19 protein-coding genes are annotated in these 19903 nt (G+C 55.3%); 13 read left to right on the top strand and 6 right to left on the bottom strand.

Translation table 11 applies throughout. The features are described from left to right. Nucleotides 1-74 precede the first annotated feature (74 nt). Both J2X72_RS18570 and J2X72_RS18575 read right to left on the bottom strand, forming a co-directional pair. Nucleotides 75-1373, bottom strand: a complete 1299-nt coding sequence (locus J2X72_RS18570) for a glycosyltransferase family 4 protein (RefSeq protein WP_310074361.1) — start codon at nucleotides 1371-1373, stop codon at nucleotides 75-77. A 337-nt stretch (nucleotides 1374-1710) separates the two neighbouring features. Further along, the gene (locus J2X72_RS18575) at nucleotides 1711-1881 is read right to left on the bottom strand and encodes a hypothetical protein (protein ID WP_210004050.1); all 171 of its coding nucleotides are present in this window, start codon (nucleotides 1879-1881) and stop codon (nucleotides 1711-1713) included. Nucleotides 1882-2287: 406 nt separating this feature from the next. Between J2X72_RS18575 and J2X72_RS18580 the strand changes: the two genes are divergently transcribed. The 6 genes from J2X72_RS18580 (at nucleotide 2288) to J2X72_RS18605 (ending at nucleotide 8154) form a co-directional block, all read left to right on the top strand. Then, nucleotides 2288-3706 carry a mannose-1-phosphate guanylyltransferase/mannose-6-phosphate isomerase gene (locus tag J2X72_RS18580; RefSeq protein WP_310074366.1) on the top strand — a complete coding sequence of 473 codons (1419 nt, stop codon included), beginning with the start codon at nucleotides 2288-2290 and terminating at the stop codon, nucleotides 3704-3706. 81 nt (nucleotides 3707-3787) lie between these two features. Then, entirely contained in the window at nucleotides 3788-4762 is a 975-nt protein-coding gene (gmd, locus tag J2X72_RS18585; protein WP_210004054.1) for a GDP-mannose 4,6-dehydratase, read from the top strand. 28 nt (nucleotides 4763-4790) lie between these two features. Beyond that, nucleotides 4791-5753 carry a GDP-mannose 4,6-dehydratase gene (locus J2X72_RS18590; RefSeq protein ID WP_310074370.1) on the top strand — a complete coding sequence of 321 codons (963 nt, stop codon included), beginning with the start codon at nucleotides 4791-4793 and terminating at the stop codon, nucleotides 5751-5753. Nucleotides 5754-5868: 115 nt separating this feature from the next. Continuing rightward, complete coding sequence (locus tag J2X72_RS18595; protein WP_310074373.1) at nucleotides 5869-6969, top strand: rhamnan synthesis F family protein; 1101 nt, start codon at nucleotides 5869-5871, stop codon at nucleotides 6967-6969. A gap of 60 nt (nucleotides 6970-7029) precedes the next feature. After that, entirely contained in the window at nucleotides 7030-7575 is a 546-nt protein-coding gene (locus J2X72_RS18600) for an NUDIX hydrolase (protein WP_310074376.1), read from the top strand. A gap of 273 nt (nucleotides 7576-7848) precedes the next feature. Further along, nucleotides 7849-8154 carry a hypothetical protein gene (locus J2X72_RS18605; RefSeq protein WP_210004063.1) on the top strand — a complete coding sequence of 102 codons (306 nt, stop codon included), beginning with the start codon at nucleotides 7849-7851 and terminating at the stop codon, nucleotides 8152-8154. An 8-nt stretch (nucleotides 8155-8162) separates the two neighbouring features. Here J2X72_RS18605 and J2X72_RS18610 read toward each other — a convergent pair whose 3' ends face one another. Continuing rightward, complete coding sequence (locus J2X72_RS18610; protein WP_310074645.1) at nucleotides 8163-8831, bottom strand: pentapeptide repeat-containing protein; 669 nt, start codon at nucleotides 8829-8831, stop codon at nucleotides 8163-8165. Between the two features lie 175 nt (nucleotides 8832-9006). On the opposite strand from J2X72_RS18610, the gene J2X72_RS18615 reads away from it, so the two are divergent. Then, entirely contained in the window at nucleotides 9007-9417 is a 411-nt protein-coding gene (locus J2X72_RS18615; RefSeq protein WP_310074383.1) for a DUF4864 domain-containing protein, read from the top strand. An 18-nt stretch (nucleotides 9418-9435) separates the two neighbouring features. Here J2X72_RS18615 and J2X72_RS18620 read toward each other — a convergent pair whose 3' ends face one another. Together J2X72_RS18620 and J2X72_RS18625 are read right to left on the bottom strand one after the other, a co-directional pair. Further along, complete coding sequence (locus J2X72_RS18620; RefSeq protein ID WP_310074386.1) at nucleotides 9436-10371, bottom strand: dimethylarginine dimethylaminohydrolase family protein; 936 nt, start codon at nucleotides 10369-10371, stop codon at nucleotides 9436-9438. Between the two features lie 11 nt (nucleotides 10372-10382). After that, a complete protein-coding gene (locus tag J2X72_RS18625; RefSeq protein ID WP_310074389.1) occupies nucleotides 10383-11972 on the bottom strand; it encodes an amidohydrolase in 1590 nt (529 codons plus the stop codon). Between the two features lie 107 nt (nucleotides 11973-12079). Between J2X72_RS18625 and J2X72_RS18630 the strand changes: the two genes are divergently transcribed. From J2X72_RS18630 to J2X72_RS18655, 6 genes are all read left to right on the top strand, one after another. Further along, entirely contained in the window at nucleotides 12080-12970 is an 891-nt protein-coding gene (locus J2X72_RS18630; RefSeq protein ID WP_210004069.1) for a LysR substrate-binding domain-containing protein, read from the top strand. A gap of 126 nt (nucleotides 12971-13096) precedes the next feature. Next, on the top strand, nucleotides 13097-14203 hold the full coding sequence (locus J2X72_RS18635; RefSeq protein ID WP_310074392.1) for an ABC transporter ATP-binding protein: 1107 nt from the start codon (nucleotides 13097-13099) through the stop codon (nucleotides 14201-14203). Between the two features lie 43 nt (nucleotides 14204-14246). Beyond that, nucleotides 14247-15362, top strand: a complete 1116-nt coding sequence (locus J2X72_RS18640) for an ABC transporter substrate-binding protein (RefSeq protein WP_310074395.1) — start codon at nucleotides 14247-14249, stop codon at nucleotides 15360-15362. A 64-nt stretch (nucleotides 15363-15426) separates the two neighbouring features. Continuing rightward, on the top strand, nucleotides 15427-16260 hold the full coding sequence (locus tag J2X72_RS18645) for an ABC transporter permease (protein WP_310074398.1): 834 nt from the start codon (nucleotides 15427-15429) through the stop codon (nucleotides 16258-16260). 1 nt (nucleotide 16261) lies between these two features. Then, complete coding sequence (locus J2X72_RS18650) at nucleotides 16262-17074, top strand: ABC transporter permease (protein WP_210004077.1); 813 nt, start codon at nucleotides 16262-16264, stop codon at nucleotides 17072-17074. Further along, on the top strand, nucleotides 17071-18435 hold the full coding sequence (locus tag J2X72_RS18655) for an FAD-binding oxidoreductase (protein ID WP_310074404.1): 1365 nt from the start codon (nucleotides 17071-17073) through the stop codon (nucleotides 18433-18435). Before J2X72_RS18650 ends, J2X72_RS18655 begins: the two co-directional genes overlap by 4 nt. Nucleotides 18436-18447: 12 nt before the next feature. On the opposite strand, the gene J2X72_RS18660 is transcribed toward J2X72_RS18655, so the two are convergent. Beyond that, nucleotides 18448-19899 carry a DHA2 family efflux MFS transporter permease subunit gene (locus J2X72_RS18660; protein ID WP_210004081.1) on the bottom strand — a complete coding sequence of 484 codons (1452 nt, stop codon included), beginning with the start codon at nucleotides 19897-19899 and terminating at the stop codon, nucleotides 18448-18450. Nucleotides 19900-19903: the final 4 nt, after the last annotated feature.

Consider the following 19903-nt stretch of genomic DNA (forward strand, 5'->3'; position numbering starts at 1 on the left):
AGGCTATACACCGAAGCGGAGAAAGCCGTCAATGCGAATGGATTTTGGACACAAACACCAGTCGGTTCACTAGCTCACTCGTTCTGCTTTCGCGCCAAGGAGGAATAAATCTCATCGATGCGCTGCTGGACGACGGTCCCTGCCGCACTCACGCTGTACCGCTCGGTTACCAGCATCTTACCGGCCGCAGATTTGTGTTGACGGGCATCAGCGTCGGTGAAGGCCCGCCTAAATGCCTCGACCGCCGATTCCATGTCGGGCTCTGCCCAGACTTGATTCTCTGACCAGACGTATTCATTTGGTTTGACAGTCGTCAGCCTAAAGGCAACTGGAAAGCCAGTTTTCTGCGAAAGAAAGTCGGTGCTACCCGAATAATCCGTTCCTATCACGATGTTGCCAAAGCTCATCGCTTCCACCATACCAAGCCCAAAGCCTTCTGCGCGGTGGAGAGAGACGTAGCAGTCGCAAGCTCGGATCAAACCTAAAACCTCGTTCCGCGACATAGTTCTGTCTATAATGCTAATTCTCGCATCGGCTTCCGCAGCAACCCGAATTTTCTCTTTGATCTCGGGATGGTGCGTCTCAGCGCCCGTCGACTTTATTATTAGACCAACATTGTCATTCTTATCGGGAAAAGCCGTCTGAAACGCTTCCAGGACGCCTAGCGGGTTCTTTCGATAAGGGGACGAGTAGTAATCGAATGAGAAGAGAAAGTAAAATCGCGTATCTTGGAGTTGCAGTGCCGCACGATCGGGATAATCGGTGCGATCGATAATCACACAAGGCGGAATGATAGTAATTTTTCCTGAGAAAATGTCTCCGAAAGCATCGCCGACAAATTGATTAGGTGCCCAAATTTCATCAATCCCACGCAGCATCGGTGCCCATTCCTGAGGAGCCTTGGGAAGCTCCCAATATGTTCTCAGAATATTGTAGCTGCCAGCCAGGTGTCGCGGATCGATTGATTTGAAGACAGTGGGGACCTGATCTACCGCGACCTCAATGACGTTGATGTCGTACCGATGTTTCCGATCGTATCGTTCTGGCATGAAATCGCCAATAATCCGCGATTCCACCCCAACGCGATAAGGATAGATGCCAAACTCCAATCCTTGATTGGCAGCTGCCGTAACCATACCACGCAGCGATTCAGCCAGACCAAGCCCCGCTTGCACGTATCCAATAAACAGGACACCGCTTCGATGCGGAAAAGGTCTCAGTGGTAAAAGCAAATTTTTTTTGAATGCTTGGGCGATTGTTTGTCGAAACCTGCAGAATCGAGACCAGAGAAATGATCGAACCGCACGCAAGCTTCCACGGTGCTCACGCTTCTCGGTAAAAATGTTGAGCAGATTTGCAAGACGTTTGAACATACAAATAAGCGATTCTACTTCTTTCCGGGGCCTGCCGAAGACAATCATTAGCGGTTCGATCGGCCTACTTTGCTGCCGATATGACTATGTGTAGTCGTGACGTCAATGCGGCTGGCCAAGCTCGGTACGTGATCGACTACACCTCATATGTCAAGGAGCACGCCGTTGCAGAATGCGGCCGGAATTCGGGAAATTGTTTGGTAAATGACACTTACGAGAAATTGTGGCGGTCCATCGCGTCTCGACCAACGTTAATCGACTAGGATAACGCTCCCTAGACGGGGCGGCTCAGGTTAGGTCCGCCCACCGCAAACATCTGTTTCTGTTTTTTGTTAAATCAATTACTTACCTTATGGGTCAGGTAGATCACTGGCCCCTCCAGTGGCGCCAAATCATAATTGATTTGATCGATCTGCTTCGCGTTCTCAGGCTGTGCATTTTTAGCTACCCAAGCATCTTTTTCCCGTTGAATTTTAGCCGATTCAGTCGGTTCAATCGTGTTGGCCATAGACGACTCCTCTGATTTCTAGAGCCTTGTTATTGTCTGCATAGGAGAACACAACGGAAACGAGGAGTCCATAATGACTCTGGGTATCACATCGGCTGACAGCCTGCGCCTTTTGGACGATCTCGGTGATTAATCCTTTTTCCTCGGACCCCTCGCCAAGTCTCAAGTGTATTACGAATACAATAGGATAATGAAGCGGCGGGGGCGAAATTTTACGGGCGAAACTGGGTATCGTGTACTCCAGAATTCTCGGTAGTGGTTGTCATGGCCTGTCAAACAGAATAAAGGGCCCAAGCTGTCCCTATCCTCCTTGGGGATGTGGACGGCGTGCAGCAGACGGGTCATTGAGGAAAACGAGTGCGATGGCAATTCTAACGCGCGACGATGTCCTGGAGTGAAAGAATAGATGAAGATCATTCCAACTATAATGAGTGGTGGTGCGGGCGCACGGTTATGGCCGGTGTCGCGTGAGGCCCATCCGAAGCCTTTTATTAAGCTAGGTGATGGCAAGAGCCTGATACAACACGCCTTCTTGCGGGCCGCTCTGCTGCCCGACGTAGAGCAGATACTCACCATTACGAACCGCGAACTCTTCTTCAAGACTGAGGATGAGTATCGGGAAATCAACGATTCAGCCATCGCATGCACTTATCTGCTGGAACCGATGGGGCGCGACACCGCAGCTGCAACCGCCATCGCCGCGCTGCATGTTCAGCAGGCCTACGGCGACGATGCGATCATTATCCTTTTCCCGGCCGACCACATGATCAGAGATCTTGACGCTTTTCGTGTCGCCGCCGTAAGGGCAATTGAGCTTGCATCGAGCGGGCGTCTTGTGACGTTCGGGATCAATCCCGAGTTTCCCGAGACTGGCTACGGTTACATTGAAGCAGATGGACAAAATGTCGTTCGCTTTGTCGAAAAACCCGACCTCGCGCGGGCAAAGGAATATGTCGCATCGGGACAATTCTACTGGAATTCGGGCATGTTCTGCTTTTCAGCCGGAACGATGATCGGTTTGATGCAGCAGCATTGCCCCGACATCCTCGATCAATGCCGCAAGAGTCTGCTCGCTGCGCACCAATCCACTGCAGCAAGTGGAACACAGGTGGCTCTCGATCGCGATCTGTTCGCGCAAGTTCCCAAGAATTCCATCGACTATGCGGTTCTCGAGAAAGCCGGAAATGTCGCCATGGTTGGCTGCGATATCGGCTGGACCGACATAGGTTCCTGGAACGCAATTTCCGAACTGATCGAGCCGGACGAGTCCGGAAACAGGATCAATGGCGACACGGTTCTCATTGCGACCGAAAATTGCTTTATCCAGAGCAGCGGCGACAGGCTGGTTGGCACCGTCGGGGTCGAAGATCTGGTGATCGTCGATTCCGCTGATGCTGTTTTGGTTGCGCATAAGGATCATACGCAAAACGTGAAGCAACTGTTTGCCCAGTTAAAGGCGAACGGCCACGAGGCTCATAGCCTGCACCGAACCGTTCATCGCCCGTGGGGCACCTATACGACCCTTGAAGAGGGGCAGAGATTCAAGATCAAGCGCATTGAGGTCAAGCCTGGTGCTAGCCTCAGCCTCCAGATGCATCACCACCGATCGGAGCATTGGGTGGTTGTCAGCGGAACAGCGAAAGTCGTCAACGGCGACCAGGAACTGATTCTTGCCACGAATGAATCGACTTATATTCCTTGCGGCCATAAACATCGCCTTGAAAATCCCGGAATCATGCGTCTTGTGATGATCGAGGTTCAGAGCGGGGATTATTTGGGGGAAGATGACATCGTCCGGTTTGAAGATGTATACGGACGGCAATAATACTGGAATAAGCAATACCTTTGATTCACCAGCGGCGGGCAAAACAATTTGCTGAGGTGACTGCAACGACGGAGAGATTAATTGGCCAAGAAAGCACTGGTAACAGGCATAACGGGACAGGATGGTGCATATCTTGCGCAGCTTCTGTTGGACAAGGGCTATGAAGTTCATGGTCTGGCACGGCGTTCCAGTACCTCGGAAGTGAACCTGACCCGGCTCGAATGGCTGGGGATCGAGAACAATGTCCGCATTGTCGACGGCGACTTGCTCGACCTTTCCGGGCTGTTGCGCACGATGAAGGAGGTCAAGCCTGACGAAGTTTACAATCTTGCCGCGCAATCATTCGTCAAATCGTCCTGGCAGCAGCCTTTCCTGACCGGCCAGGTCACGGCGCTCGGCGTCACCAACATGCTTGAAGCGGTGCGGCTGGAAAAACCCGATGCCCGGTTCTATCAGGCTTCTTCCTCGGAGATGTACGGGCTTATCCAGGAACCGATGCAGTCCGAAACCACGCCGTTTTATCCGCGCTCCCCCTATGCGGTTGCCAAGCTCTATGGTCACTGGCTGACGGTCAACTATCGGGAAAGCTTCGGCCTTCACGCCTCAAGCGGTATTCTGTTCAATCATGAATCGCCGCTTCGCGGCATCGAGTTTGTCACACGCAAGGTCACCGATGCCGTCGCACGCATCAAGCTCGGCCTTGCCAAGGAACTGCGCCTTGGCAATATCGACGCCAAGCGGGACTGGGGTCATTCCAAGGACTATGTCCGAGCCATGTGGATGATGGTGCAGGAAAACGTTGCCGACGATTATGTCATTGCAACGGGCCGTACCACCACAGTCCGCCACATGTGCGAGATCGCCTTCAGCCATGCGGGCCTCAACATCGACGACTACCTCATCATCGACCCTGCCCTGTTCCGTCCGGCGGAAGTCGATGTCCTCTTGGGCAATCCCAAAAAGGCCAAGGACAAATTCGGCTGGGAACCGAAGATATCGCTCGAAGAAATGATCGTTGAAATGGTCGAAGCCGACTTGAAGCGGCTCAAAAAGTGAGTTCGATGTATGCTCGAAGTGCTGAAAAATGACTACGTCTGAACATCGAATTCTCATAACCGGCGCCAATGGGTTCGTCGGAACGTGGCTTCAAACTGAGTTGAAGTCACGTCAGTCTAATCATTCCATCGATTTTTTTCCTGTTGGTTATAAAGCAGCGACCGGCAAGTCCATCGACATCAGAGATTACGACCAGCTTGTCGATCTGGTGGATGGATATCAGCCCACTGCAATTGTCCATTTGGCGGCAGTTGCGGCTCCGGCGGAAGCCCGCAACTCTCCCAGATTGGCTTGGGATATCAATGCCACCGGTACGATGAATATGGCTTATGCGGCAATGGAGGCTGCACCAAATGCTAGGTTTGTTTTCATAAGCAGCTCAGAGACATATGGTACATCGTTCAACGATTTCGAAGGTGAGCCTATCGGCGAGAATATTGTCCTGAAGCCAATGAATGCTTACGGTGCGAGCAAGGCAGCAGCCGAGGCGCTTGTTGGACAGCTAGCACACGAGGGATTGAATACAGTCCGGTTTCGTCCGTTCAATCATACTGGGCCGGGCCAAACCGAGGAATATGTTGTCGCAGCGTTCGCGAAACAATTGGCGGAAATTTCAGTTGGCTTGAGGCCACCAGTCATTAAAGTTGGCAACCTATCAGCCAAACGGGATTTCCTGGACGTGCGTGATGTGGTCCGTGCCTATGCTGATGTTGCACTTTTTGATTTCCCTTCGACTCGAGGGCAAGTGTTTAATCTTGCATCAGGAAAGGCACAACAAATACAAGACATTCTCGATGAGTTGATCCATATCTCGGGTCAAAAGATTGATGTCCAAGTTGACCCAGAACGTTTGCGCCCCAGTGCCGTCGCAAGCGCGGTAGGCGATGCCAATGCTGCTCTCAACGCAATTCACTGGAAACCAGCGATACCGTTTGAGACAACCCTGACCAACGTTTACGACTATTGGAAGGAGCGTGTCACTGCCGCTTAACGTCCGAGCCCGCTATAAAACGAATGAAGGCTTGGGTCACAAATTGGAGCAGGTCAATGTATTCGATTAGGCGAGCATTAATGACGCCAGATGCATGTCGGCGCCGGAGTTCTTTGTGATCTACAAAGCCGTCAGTCGCATAGCGATCCGTTCATTAAGAAGGCTTGTACGCTTTCTCCATCACGACTTGAAAGTTTTCATAGCTTGGTCAGAACGCAGGTTTTCGACGAAATCTTCGATAACCGCATACCACGTCGGAGAGAAAAAAACCGCTGAAGACGTCTACGCCATATATCTGATGTGGCAGCCAACCGGCTTTCCTTGGTACGTGAAGAATACCCTGTCGGCGCTCAATGATTTAGGCATTAATGTTATTGCGGTCGTCAATCACCCGCTGAATGGTGAGCAATTGTCTGAACTCAGGAGACAGTGCGCGCACCTTCTTATCAGGGATAATGCCGGGTTTGACATGGGTGGTTACAGGGATGCCACGCTATTCATACGAGAAACCCTGAAACCCAGTCGCGTCTGCTATCTCAATGACAGTGTGTATTGCTTCAGGGAAGGTCTGATTGACCTTTTCAAAAAACTGGCAAATTCGACAGCCGATATTGCAGCTCCATTTGAAAATTACGAATATTCCTACCACATCCAATCGTTCTGCTTCAGTGTAAGTGGACAAATTTTCTCAAGTGAAGAATTTCAAACTTTTTGGCAAAATTATCTTCCGGTCAATTCCCGCATTTGGGCGATCGACAAAGGAGAAAAAGGACTGTCAAATGCCATCGTTCCGATAGCAGAGAGCGTTGACGTTTTCTATACACCCGACCATCTGCGCCGCTTTCTTCTTGACCTCCCTTTGGATGAATTACTGCGGCTCAACCAGTATTTCCCGAGATTGGTGCGCCGCGAGGAGGGAGAGTTGCGAAACCTATCGAAGTCGCAACTCGTGACCGAATTGTGCAGGCTTGTTGCAATTCGGTCCCAAATTCACACAGGCGCGTTTCTCTACCAGCGTTTCATGGGTTGTCCAATGATGAAACGAGACCTGTACTATCGGCTGCAATTCAGCGTGGAAGAGATCGAAAAGAATCTCCGTGAGGTTCGTGCGAACGACGATCATTTTGGCGACATTCTTGCCGACATGCAGAACAAGGGCACGGGACGTGATCTGTCGTACTGGAATATGGCAAAGTTCGCAGAAGGGCTTCTCTAAAATGCTGATGTCAACCGGTGCGGTCAGCCCTCACACCACACCAAACAGAGATTAAGATTGATGATCGAACCTTGGAAAGTACTTTCGAGCCGGATCGTGCTGGAAGATCAGTGGATTCGAGTACGCGCCGATAATTGTCGTCGCAACGATGGAGTAGCTATCGAACCCTACTACGTATTGGAGTACCCGGATTGGATCTGCGTCCTGCCGATCACACCTCGAGGCGACGTTGTTATTACAAAAGAATATCGGCATGGAATTGGACTGGTGGTGGCCGGCTTACCTAGCGGCGTCGTGGACAAAGACGACCGTTGCCCAGAGGCGACGGCACGCCGGGAACTACTGGAGGAGACCGGCTATACAAGTGAGCAGATTGTGCCCCTTGGTTCATTTTACGCCAACTCAACCAATCAAGCGAATATGGTTCACTACTTTCTCGCTCTCGATGTCCAACGGACGGGCACACCGGCATTGGATGCGACCGAGCAGATTGATGTCGAACTCGTTCCGTGGGACCAAATTCGCTCGAGCCTTCTCCTGCGGCAAAGTCATCATGTAGCGTGTATTCACCTCGCGGAAAGGCACTTTGGGATGCGTCATGACTAGGCTCTGATAGACGTGGCAGGTCGATTCAAACTTGTGGAAACGATCACCAAATAATTTTGGAACCATCGAGCTCATTGCGCGTTTTACCTTTGCCAGGGTGGCATTGGACAAGTTTCCAAAAAGTACCCTGACACGAGGCTCAGTATAGTCCACCAAAAATGGGCTATCTGGGCCTCACTTGTTCGTCACGGTCCATGTCGCCAATAGCTCCTTCGAATCGGATCGAATTGCGCTTCCGAACGTTGAGGGAATTCAACTAGGAGGACACTAGCTATGAACGCAGCCAATCTGCAAATTGAAGGTCTCTGTCTTGCCATTGCATCGATAAACCGGTTGCTCGTGGCCAAGGGTCTCGTTTCGCAAGACGAGCTGGACGCCGCATTTCAAAAAGCCGAGGCGACTGCTCACGGCGACAATCGTTTTGCCGAAGATCTGTTGCCGTCAAATCGCAACGCTGTCTGCTTTCCCATCAGGGTCCTCCAGGTGGCCAACGATACGGGAGCAGAAAAACCGTGGTCCTTTTCTGAATTGGCGAAACTCGTCGGCGAAACCAAAGAACCTTATAATGATCAGCTCTAGGCGGCTTCTCAATCCGCGGTGCAAGGCCAATTGCCGGGGGCAGTCAGTCCAGCCGGTAGCTTGGTGGACTTGTCGCCACACGCAAGATCGATTTGTGACTGCTGCAAGCCCTGCGCTGCAGACAAGTCCACGCCTTCTATCCTGGTACGGAACATGAACGCGCCTTCGAAAACTGGTTTGCCTCCGAGGGAAGCCCCTGTGAGGTCAGCGCGCGAGAGGTTAGCAAGGAAAAACCGCGCGTCCGCCAGCGCCGCCTTCTGGAAATTCGCACGCCCCAGTTCCGCTTTCTCGAAGTTCGCTTTGTTGAGGTTTGCTCCGCTGAAATCCGCGCGCTGAAATTCGGCGCTGGCAAACGACGCGCCATCGGCAGAAATGCCGGCGAAACTTGATCGATAGGCCTCAACCCGGGAGAAGTTGGCATTGGCAGCTTTGGCACCAGCCAGGGACGCCCGCATCAAACTGGCTTTTTCGAAGTTTGCAGACGCCAGGTTGGAATTGGCCAGATCCGTTGCATTGAAATCGGTTCCAGTCAGATTGGCTCCCTCCAGGTCGCTCCCCGGTATGATAATGCTTTTCTTGCTACACTCGCTCCAGTCCAGGCCTGGCGCAGCCGTACTGCCACAATCCGCCGCTACAGCGACATCGGATCCTAATGCAGATGACGCCGAAAACACCATCGCGAAAGCCAGACACCTTACCATTTGCATTACTGCGACTCTCCTCATCATTGGCAGAATGACGCCTTGCTGGTGGAAATTCAATTCCGAGTGATCCGAAAAGCGTATACTGCGTGCCGAGAGGTCGCGTGCAGAGGACCTGTCGCCAAGGAAGGTTATGGCTAGAGCGTTTTGCTTGAGATCGATAGTCGGCGCATTGCTGTTATTCGCAGTGCCGGCAATTGCGTTTGCCGAGGAGGCCGTCGAAACGGCTCAATCGATCATAAAACAGCAAATAGAAGCCTTTCTCAAAAACGATGCAAGGACCGCATTCTCTTTCGCTTCGCCGGAAATACAGGGGAAATTCCTCAATGAGTCTCTCTTTTTTGAGATGGTCAAAAGGGCCTACCAACCCGTCTACCGGCCAGGTAATTTCGCCTTCGGACGAAACAAGGTCGCCGGCGATCAGGTGATCCAGGAGGTCCTGATCACTGGGCCAGACGGCAAGGACTGGACGGCCATTTACCAGCTCGTCAAACAACCGGACGGTACCTACAAGATCAATGGTGTCCGGATCGTTCAATCCGCGCCCGGCCCTGCGATCTGAACTGTCTGGCGCACCACCCTATTCCGGTGACCGCAAAAGCGCCTGCGCCATGCAGTGAATACCACCGCCAGTTTTGGAGATTTCACTCATATCGACCGCAGCGACTTCAAATCCCGTGGCCTTGAGCTTTTCGATCAGGGTCTTGCTCGACGTTGGTGCGATGACGCGGTCCTTGCCGAGCGACATGAAGTTGCAGCCAAGATTCATCGTATCCTGGAATGGTACATCGATAATCTCGTGACCCTTGGATTTCAGCCAGTCGACAATCCCGGGCTCCGTACAGGCAAGACAGACTGCCGTCAGTTTCGGCGCGATCGGCACGACCATCAGGTCGATGTGGACGTAATATTCGTCTATGAACGCAAGACGCGTCTCCCAGCCCTCCTTGCGGAACCAGTCTTCGACCTGCCGGGCGCCCTCCTCCTGCGTGCGTGCACCGCCACAGCCGATCAGCACACAACCCTCCTCGATGACGTTGAAATCGCCGCCCTCGAACGTTCCGGCCGTGACCATGTCGTAGATCGGAATGCCGAGCCGCTCATAGGTGCGGATGGCCGCGTAGTTCTCGCCGCGACGCCACCAGTTGGCCATCGCGGTTATGACTGCGCCATAGGGCGTCATAACACTTGAGTCGCGTGAATAGACCTGCATCGGAAGCTCAGGCTCCGGCTCATGCCAGTGGATTTTCACGCCAAAATGTTCGTATGCCGCAACCAGCTCCTTGTGCTGGGCCTGCGCGGTCTGGATGTTGCAGGGCGCTTCGCGCAAATGTTTGCGCGACAATGAACTTGTCGCCATGTGGCGCAGGAAGGCGGGTGAGCCGAGCAATACGTCCGTCAGTGGATCCGTTTCATTGCGAAACCCCCAGCTTTTGAGTGGCTTGGTGCCGCCATTGGCATTGCGCCGCTTCAGCGTGAAAGCATCGGCCGCAAAGTCCTGTTCGTGACGTGTCATTGGACTGTCTCCTATTGTGCGCCGGTGGGTATCCACCATTCGCGCCCGCGTGCAGTTGTTACATATTCCGGCCAGCGGAAATGGATTGGCGGCTCGTAATCACACAGCGGCGCGATCCACTTCGTGCCGCCAACGCCGCCACCTGTCCGTTCGATGAATTCGTCCCTTGCCAGCTTTCGCGCGCCTTCGTCCTCAAGCAGGCCCAACGCCGTCAACGCAACAGTCTTCGCAGCGCATACCACCATCGGATCGATTGTCGCCGGAATCCCGCCAAGCGCGTTCATCACCCAGCCTGGATAAGCGTATCCCCTGGGTGCTTTCAACGCCGGTCGCGCCACATAGAAACGCACTGTCGGTGCGTGCCAGGTCATATCGGTATAGTCGTCCGACGTGGAGTTGATCTGTGACGGCGGCAGGTCCCGGCGCAGGATTGCTTCGGCCTCCTGTGGTGAAATCAGCTTCTCGCATTCGTTGATGAATGGCTCGTCCATAGCCTCGATACCGGCATTAATCTGGATTTCACGCGCAATGGCCTTCGCCGTCTCATCCCAACGTGGTGCACCGACGATGTTGAGTGCTTCCCAGGTGATTTCAGCCATGGCATGATTGGCGAGGCCGGGACGCGACTTGCAAACCCAGTGCCGTTCCAACCGGCAGCCCGTCATCGCCGCGGCGTGCTCGGCGTTGCGGTCGAGCGCGGCAGTAACCTGCTCCGCCATGGCAATCGTCGGTACCCGCATCATATACTGGATCTCGGCAAGACCCGCCGGAAGATTGTCGGCTGTCGCCTGCCCCGCTGTCAGGATTGCTTCGCTGATCGACCAGCCGCCCTGGTGCGGCAGCATGGAATCGCGCAACGCCTTCGACGCCATGTACATCATCATCAGCGCGTCATTGGCACCCGGCGCACGAACCGCCGAATGCGATTGCGGGATGGGCGCGCCATCACTCAATCCCCATCGCTCCGGTTTATCGCAGACGAAACGGTAGATCATCGAATAGGCGGCGCCGCAATGGGTGTCCCAGCGCACGGTATTGCACAGAGGCAGCATATAGAACGGATGAAACGAGATCATGCCGTCGAGCCCGTCATAGTAGCCCTTGGCCGCGTGGATCGGCTTGGAACCGCGAACTTTCTCGGCGGGCTCACCTGTAAAACGCAACGTCCCGGCGATACCATGTTGCTCCATCGCCGCCTTGGTTGCCAGCAACCCGCCAAGGCTGGAAATGCCAAGACCCGAATGCGGATCAGTATGGCCGCCCGCGTGCTCGTCGAGCCCGGCTCTTGGACGTTTGAGGGTGGCCGCATCCTGACAGTTGCCTGGTACCGCATCGTACTCAGCATACATGCCGATCGTCGGCGACGTGCCATTTGTTCCGGCCTTGTTCGTCCAATGGGCACAGAACGCCGTTGGCATGCCGCCGGACCCTGCCTCCACATCGAAACCTTCTTCGCGCAGTCGCGCCACATACCAGTCCGCCGACTGATATTCGCGCCATGCGGTTTCGCCGAAGTCGAAGATCGTGCGGGTCCAGGACGACAGATCACCCTCGTGATCGTCGACGAATTTCAATGCCAATGCCGCTGCTGCCGTGATCAAATTGTGTCTCCCGCTGCCGGGAGATAATCATCTGGAAGGCGGGACAAAAAGTGATATGTTTTTTCAAAACGTGCAAATTCCATTCACCTCTCCTTCAGGACCGTTCAATGCGGATACCATCCACCCAAGCACTTCGCGCGCTGGAAAGCTTTGCCCGACATGGGAGCGTTTGGCGGGCCGCGGAGGAATTGCACCTGACCCGAAGCGCCGTCAGTCACCAGCTGCGGCTGCTCGAGCGCGATCTCGGGTTCGAGCTGCTGCAACGGGACGGAAAGGGCGTCACGCTGACGCCTCGCGGCCGCAAATATGCCAATGATGTCCGCAAGGCGCTCATCGTCATCGATGATGCGGGCGAACGGCAAAGCCCGGGTGGCACTGGCGGTTCGCTATGCATCAGCTGCACGGCGGGATTCGCTTCGCTGTGGCTATGCACCCATATCGCCGAGTTCCAGGAGAAGTATCCGGACGTGGCCCTGCGCATCATAACGCCGCGCAAACTCGACGATGTCAGCGATGCCAGCGTCGACCTCTTTATTGCGTTCGGCGACGGCAATTGGCCCAATCGTTCGGTCGAGCTACTATGCGAGGTTGAATTCACGCCGCTTTGCAGCCCTGTTCTTCTCAACAATCTGGGAGGCATCGCCGAGCCGAAGGATATCTTGCGGGCGCCGTTGTTACACCTCGGCGATTTCGAGGACTGGACCCGCTGGCTTGCACTCGCCAATGTCGACAATCCCGATTCGGAACGAGGCATCGTCTTCTCCGACATGAACCTCGTCTACTCCGCGGCCATCACCGCGCAGGGAATTGCCATGGGCGATGAACTCACGTGCCGCAAAGCCATGAGAGCTGGTCAACTCATCCGGCCGTTCGATCTCAGCATCAAATCACCGAAGTCGTATTTTCTTGTCACGGATTATGCGAAAATCGATCATGCTGCTCAGCTTGCATTCACGCAATGGTTGAAATCGCGCTTGTCGCAAACCCGCAATGCGTGACACATAGCCATGAGCGCTCTCGCGCAGTGGCGTGAATTTCATTCACGTATCGCGGCAATATAATTCAATTGTCGAGACCGCAGATTGTGCCTAGGCTTCTCACAAAAGCAGGGGAAAGAGGTCTCAATGCCTCAAAGCATTCAACCAGGCGATGCGAAAGCCGCCGAGATCAAGGCTGTATCGATTGGCAAGACGTTCGGCGCGTTCCATGCGCTGAAAAATCTCTCGCTCGACATAGGTCGGGGCGAGTTCCTTACCCTTCTCGGTCCGTCCGGTTCAGGCAAAACGACCTTTCTCATGATCCTTGCCGGGTTTACGGCTCCAACCACCGGCCGCTTGATGATGGATGGCAAGGACATCACCGACGTACCCGCTGAAGACCGCTCCTATGGCATGGTGTTTCAGGGTTACGCGCTGTTCCCGCATCTGACCGTCGAGCAGAACATTGCCTTCCCGCTGAAGGTGCGCGGCCGTTCATCCGGCGATATCAAGCGAAAAGTCGCCGAGATGGTAGAGCGCGTCGGCCTTATTGGCCACGAAAAGAAGCTCCCAGCGAAGCTTTCGGGAGGTCAACAACAGCGCGTGGCCCTCGCCCGCGCTCTGGTGTTCGAACCCTCCGTTCTCCTGCTGGACGAGCCTTTTTCGGCTCTCGACAAGAACCTGCGCGAAATGATGCAGCAAGAAGTCAAACGCCTGCACCAGGAGACCGGCACGACCTTCGTTTTCGTCACGCACGACCAGTCCGAAGCGCTCGCCCTATCGTCGCGGGTCGCCATTTTCAATCATGGCGAACTCTTGCAGGTTGGCAAGCCACAGGACGTCTATGAGCGGCCGTCGAACCGCTTCGTCGCCGAGTTCCTCGGGGAGATCAATCTTCTGCCGCTCGACACCGTAGAATTGAACGGCGAAACCGCCGCGGGGAAATTCGAGGACGGGACCATCGTCCTCAACAAATCCATTACCTTGGCGGGAAAGAAAGCCGTTGCCGCTGTCCGGCCGGAACATATGTTCATCTCGGCATCGCCGCAAACGTCGGACTGCAACGCCATCACCTGCCGGGTCGAAGGCGCCACCTATTTCGGCGCGTCGACCAAGTATCATCTGCGAACGCGCAGCGGAACCAGGCTTGCGGTTTCAATGCCCACCGCCTCGACGTCGCCGATAGCGCCACAATCCGATGTGTGGGTTTCATGGCCGGTGCACCAGGGCTTTTTACTGCCTGATGGAGGTTAGGCAGCATTCGGAATGTACCAAATAACATCCAGAGGGAAACAAAATGGACAATGCATTTCAAAAGGACTGCCTCGAAATACTGGCCAGTAAGGTCGACAAAGGGGAAATCAGTCGCCGCCGCTTTACACAGATGGCGGCAATGCTGCTCGCAGGCGCTCCTGCGCTCCTGCGCTCAACTGGTTCATACGCACAAGCGAAGGAACTCGTTCTGGTCAACTGGGGCGGCGACGCCATGACGGCCTATGACAAAGCCTATGGCCAACCGTTCACCAAGGAAAGCGGCATTACGGTGAAGATGGATGGTTCCGGTCCGACGGAAGGGGCCATCACTGCCCAGTTCAAAAGCGGCAAACCAAGCTGGGATTTGATGGACATCGACCCCTTCTCCGGCATTTCGCTTGGCAAGCAGGGCATGCTGGAAGAGATCGACTACAAGATCGTCGACAAGAACAAGATGCGACCCGGCTTTGGTTGGGATCATGCGGCCTCGACCTATTTCTTCTCCTACATCATCGCTTATGATTCTTCGAAATTCGGCGACCAGGCCCCAACCGGCATGGCCGACTTCTTCGACGTGAAGAAGTTTCCCGGCAAACGATCGCTCTACAAGTGGGGCTCGGCCATGTGGGAAGCTGCACTTCTCGCCGATGGTGTTGCACCGGAAAAGCTCTATCCGCTGGACCTCAAGCGCGCGCATGACAAGATTGCCGCGTTCAAGGAAAATGTTGTGGCCTATTGGGGCGGCGGCGCGGAAAGCCAGTCTGTTTTGATGGATGGCGAAGCCTCGATGGCACTCATCTGGTCGACACGCGCCTCATTGCTGGAGCAGGATTCGGGCGGCAATATCAAGTTCATCTGGGATCAGGGGCTGATTTCTCCCGGTGCGCTCGGCGTTATGAAGGGTAATCCTGGTGGCAAGGACAATGCGATGAAATTCATCGCCAGCGCTCAGACGCCGGAACGACAGCTGGAGATGTTCAACATGCTTGGTCAGGGCCCGGCAAATCCGGCGACGGACGCACTGATCCCGGCGGACAAGAAACGCATCAATCCCGTCGATCCTGCCAACATGTCCAAGCAGGTCCCGCTGGACATGGAATGGTATGCCGAGAATTACGGCAAGGCATTTGACGAATACACCAAAGTCATCTCCGCTTGATCGCTCTTGGCGCGAAAATGAGGTTTTCGCGCCAAGCCTCTGATTCATAATGCCAGGAAAGCGAATGATCGGAAAATCGATCACCTCCAGAAAGATTCTGTTGCTGGCGCCGCTGTTGCTGTTCCTCGGCCTTGCCTATGTCGTTCCATTTCTGGGTGTGGTCCGCTGGAGTTTCACCATGCCCGAAGTCGGGCTCGGCCAATACCGGGCTCTGATGACGGATCCTCTCGTCCAATCCGTCTTCATCCGCACCTTGCGGATTTGCCTCATCGTGACTGCCGCGGGGCTCGTCACCGCCTATGCAATCGCCTATGTGTGGGTTCGGGGCAGTTCGGTTCAGCGCATGCTGGCGGAATTCTGCATCCTGGTTCCTTTCTGGATATCGGTCCTGACGCGGGCCTTCGGCTGGCTGGCGATGCTGTCAAACCGGGGGCTCATCAACACGTGGCTGCAATCGGCCGGCATCATCAGCGAACCGCTTGCACTCGCACGCAATGAGCTTGGCGTCATCATCGGCATGACACATTTCCTCATACCCTTTGCGGTGTTTCCCATCGCTTCGGCCATGCGCAGCATCGACGAACGTGTTTTGCTCGCGGCACGCGGCATGGGTGCGTCGCGAACGCGCATTTTCTGGACCGTCTTCGTACCGTTGACCTATGGCGGGTTGATCGGTGCCGCACTGATTGTATTCGTCTTCGCGCTTGGATTCTTCGTCACACCGGCAATCCTTGGCGGCGGCCGCAGCGTCATGGTGGCGGAACTGGTTTATCTCCGGATATTCCAGAGCCCGGATTGGGGGCTGGGCGCGGCGATCAGCGTTGTCCTCGTCTTGTTCATCGGTATTCTTCTGGCACTGATGCGACGCTTCATCAAACCTGCGCATCTGATTGGATAATATGAGTTCATCTCGTCCAGGCCCGGTCATTCTAATTGTTGCAACAGCGGTAGCGCTCTTCCTGCTGATGCCGTTGATCGCCGTCATACCGGTGTCCTTCACACCCGCGCGCTTTCTCTCCATGCCCTCCGGCAATCTTTCCCTGCGGCATTACCAGGCGTTGATCGACAATCCTGCCTGGGGCCAGAGCATCCTGCTCAGCCTGCGCATCGGCATCCTGTCGAGCGCGATAGCCACGGCGTTGGCAACCATGTTCGGGCTCGGCATCTGGATGTTCCAGCCGCGCTTTTCGGCGCTGCTGATCGGCTTCGTGCTATTGCCCCTGGTAGTGCCACCCGTCGTTTCAGCCATGACATTGTATTTCCTGATGACAACGCTATCGAGTTTCAACAGCTGGATCGGTTATGACACGTGGCTGGGCGTGGCGCTCGCCCACGCCGTGATGATCACGCCCTTCGCGGTGGTGCTCATCCTTGTCGCGCTCTATCAGGTCGATCGTCGCATAGACCTTGCCGCACGCGGGCTCGGCGCCAATCTGGCAACACGCGCCTTCAGGATCATCATTCCCAACATCAAGTTTGGCATCGCCACGGCGGCGCTGCTCTCTTTCGTGCTGTCGTGGGAGGAGATCGGCGTGACGCTGTTCATCACCAGCGTCAACGCGATCACGCTGCCGCGTCTGATGTGGATGGGACTACGCGACAACATCGATCCTGCTATCGCCGCGATCTCGGTTCTGCTGATCGTAATCACGGCAATCATTCTCGCTTTCAGAATATTCGTTGACCGGCGCAGGACGACAGATCCGCAATGATTGCAGACGAGATTCTCAAGGAACTGCGCTTGATCGTCGGCGCCAGCGGCGTGAAGACCGGCGATATACTCAGCCTCATTCATCCCGGTTCCGATGGACGCAATCTCGATGCCGGTGTGATGGTCGTCCCGAGAAATACCGCAGAAGTCGCGTCGGTGCTGCGTCTTTGCAACGAGCACCGTATTGCTGTCGTTCCGCATGGCGGACGCACCGGGCTCGTGGGTGGCGGCGTATCGGCAATCGGAGAAATCATTCTTTCCCTTGCTGCCCTGAACAGGATCGAATCTCTTTCAGCCGACGGCGGAACCGCCACTGTCGGGAGCGGCCTCACATTGCAATCGCTCCAGGAAGCGGCCGCAAAGGTGGGCCTCGCCACCGGCATCGATATTGCTGCGCGCGGCAGCGCCACCATCGGCGGCATGATCTCGACCAATGCGGGCGGCATGGAGGCGTTTCGCCATGGTGTCATGCGTCATCGTGTTCTTGGCCTCGAGGTGGTGCTGCCCGACGGCACGATCATGACCGATATGACACAGGTGACGAAATCCAACGAAGGCTACGACCTGAAGCAGTTGTTCATCGGAGCCGAGGGCACGCTCGGCATCATAACGCGGGCGGTCCTCAGGTTAGCGCCCGCCGACGAATTCACGGCGACGGCACTCGTCGCCTGCCCCTCTGCAACCGATGCGATTACTCTGTTCCGCAAGCTCCAACGGCGTCTTGATGTCCTTCGCGTGGAGTTCATGGCACGGGACTATTTTGCGTTGGCGTCGGCAAATCTCGGCCCCGCTTCCCTCGCTGCATTTACCGAAGCGCCGGCATATCTCATCCTGGAAATTGACGCAGCGGATCAGCAGACGGCGCAATCAGACCTTGAAGAAGCACTCGCCGAGGCCATCGAACAAGGACTTATCGTCGATGCAATCCTCGCCCAGAGCGAGAAGGAGCGCACCGAAATCTGGAATATCCGAGAGGACAGCAGCGTGGTCGATCGCGTTCATCCGAACGGCCACTGGTTCGATATCTCGGTGCCATTGCAAGGACTCGAAACATGGCTGGCGTCCTTCAACCAAGGCGTCGCCACGCTCGGAGCGGACGTTCGAGGTTTTGCGTTCGGGCATCTCGGCGATGGTAATTTGCATGTCGGCGTTGCGGGAGCCCCGGACAAGGATGCCGCCAAGGCAATCGTCTACGCCAGTCTACGCGAATTAGGCGGATCGTTTTCGGCAGAACACGGTATCGGCCTGGATAAATCGGAGGAATTGCGGGCATTTGCCGATCCGGTGAAACTCGCCCTCATGCGCTCGATCAAGGCCCTGCTCGATCCGAACGGGGTCATGAATCCGGGCAAAGTACTCTGAATTGGACAGCGTCTACGCCTGATGTCCGCTTATGTCAGAGCCCGCCGTCGGCGAGAAGCGCCTGTTCCAGATCGTCGCGGTGAGCGAGATTGCCGTAACCACGAGAAACGCCACGGAAAAGTCGCCAAGCTTGGGGTCGGTGTGATCTTGCACAAGCATCGAGGTGTTCAGGGCCAATGCGCCGACACAGATACCGAGCGACAGCATCAATTGCTGGAAGGTCGTGTAAAAGCTTGTCGCCGAACTCATCCGCTCTCGATCGATCTGGTCAAAAGCGACAATATTGTAGGCCGTGAACTGGAACGACATGAAGAACCCGCAAAAGAACAGGATCGTGAAGATGAGCCAGATTGGCCAATCCGGACGGAAGAACGCACACAGCGCATAGCCAAGCGTTGAAATCCAGCCGATGACAGTCAGGCTGTCGCGAAAGCCATATCTTTTGAGGATTTTGCCGGCCGTCGCCTTCATCAGCATCGACCCAAGCGCTGTTGCAACCACGATGCCCCCGGCGGAAGCCGCCGATAGGCCGAACTGCAGTTGCAGCATCAGAGGCAACAGGAATGGTTGTGCGCCTTGCGTAATGCGGGTCAGCGAACCAGCCATGACCGACTCCTTGAAACTCGGGACCCGCATCAGGGAAAAATCGAGGATCGGCGACGGGTGGTTGCGCGCGTGGCGCAGATAGGTGGCACCGAAGACCAGTCCGATGGCGATGAGAAGAATAGACGTCCGCGCCTCGCCGCTTCGACTGGACATTTCAAATCCGAACAGCAGAGAACCGAGCGAGACGCCGGAAAGAAACAGTCCGAAGCTGTCGAATTTGCCCTTCGATTCACCCTTGAATTCCTCGATGTATATCGAAACCAGGATGAATCCGAGAACGCCGATCGGAACGTTGATGTAGAATATCCAGCGCCAATCCAGATAGGTGACGATCAAGCCGCCAACCGGCGGTCCGAGTATCGGGCCGATCAGCGCTGGCACTAGCAGCCATGACATCGCCGCAACGAAGTCCTTGCGCTGGACGCTGCGCATCAGAACCAGACGCCCAACCGGCATCATCATCGCGCCGCCAAGCCCTTGGATCAGCCGTGCAAACACCAGAAACGTCAGGTTCGGCGCCTGAGCACAGAGAATCGACCCGAGCGTGAAGACGCCAATCGCGGTTCGGAAAACCGTGCGGGAACCAAAGCGGTCTGCCACCCGGCCGCTGGCAGGAATGAAAATGGCCAGGCTCAGGAGGTACGATGTCAGCGCGATACTCATTGATGGCGGGCTGACGCCGAAGTCGCGCGCCATCGTCGGCAGCGCGGTCGCAAGGACTGTTGCGTCGAGTTGCTCCATGAACATGGCGCTGGCGATGATCAGGGCGATCAGGCGAAAATTCGGAGCCGGTTTTAGAGTCGTCCCGATGGGAGCGCTCGGCTGGCCGGTAGCGACCTGACAAGTCTGGTCTGACATCGCT

It is taken from the genome of Phyllobacterium sp. 1468 (assembly GCF_031455525.1).
In the GTDB taxonomy this organism is placed as follows: domain Bacteria; phylum Pseudomonadota; class Alphaproteobacteria; order Rhizobiales; family Rhizobiaceae; genus Phyllobacterium.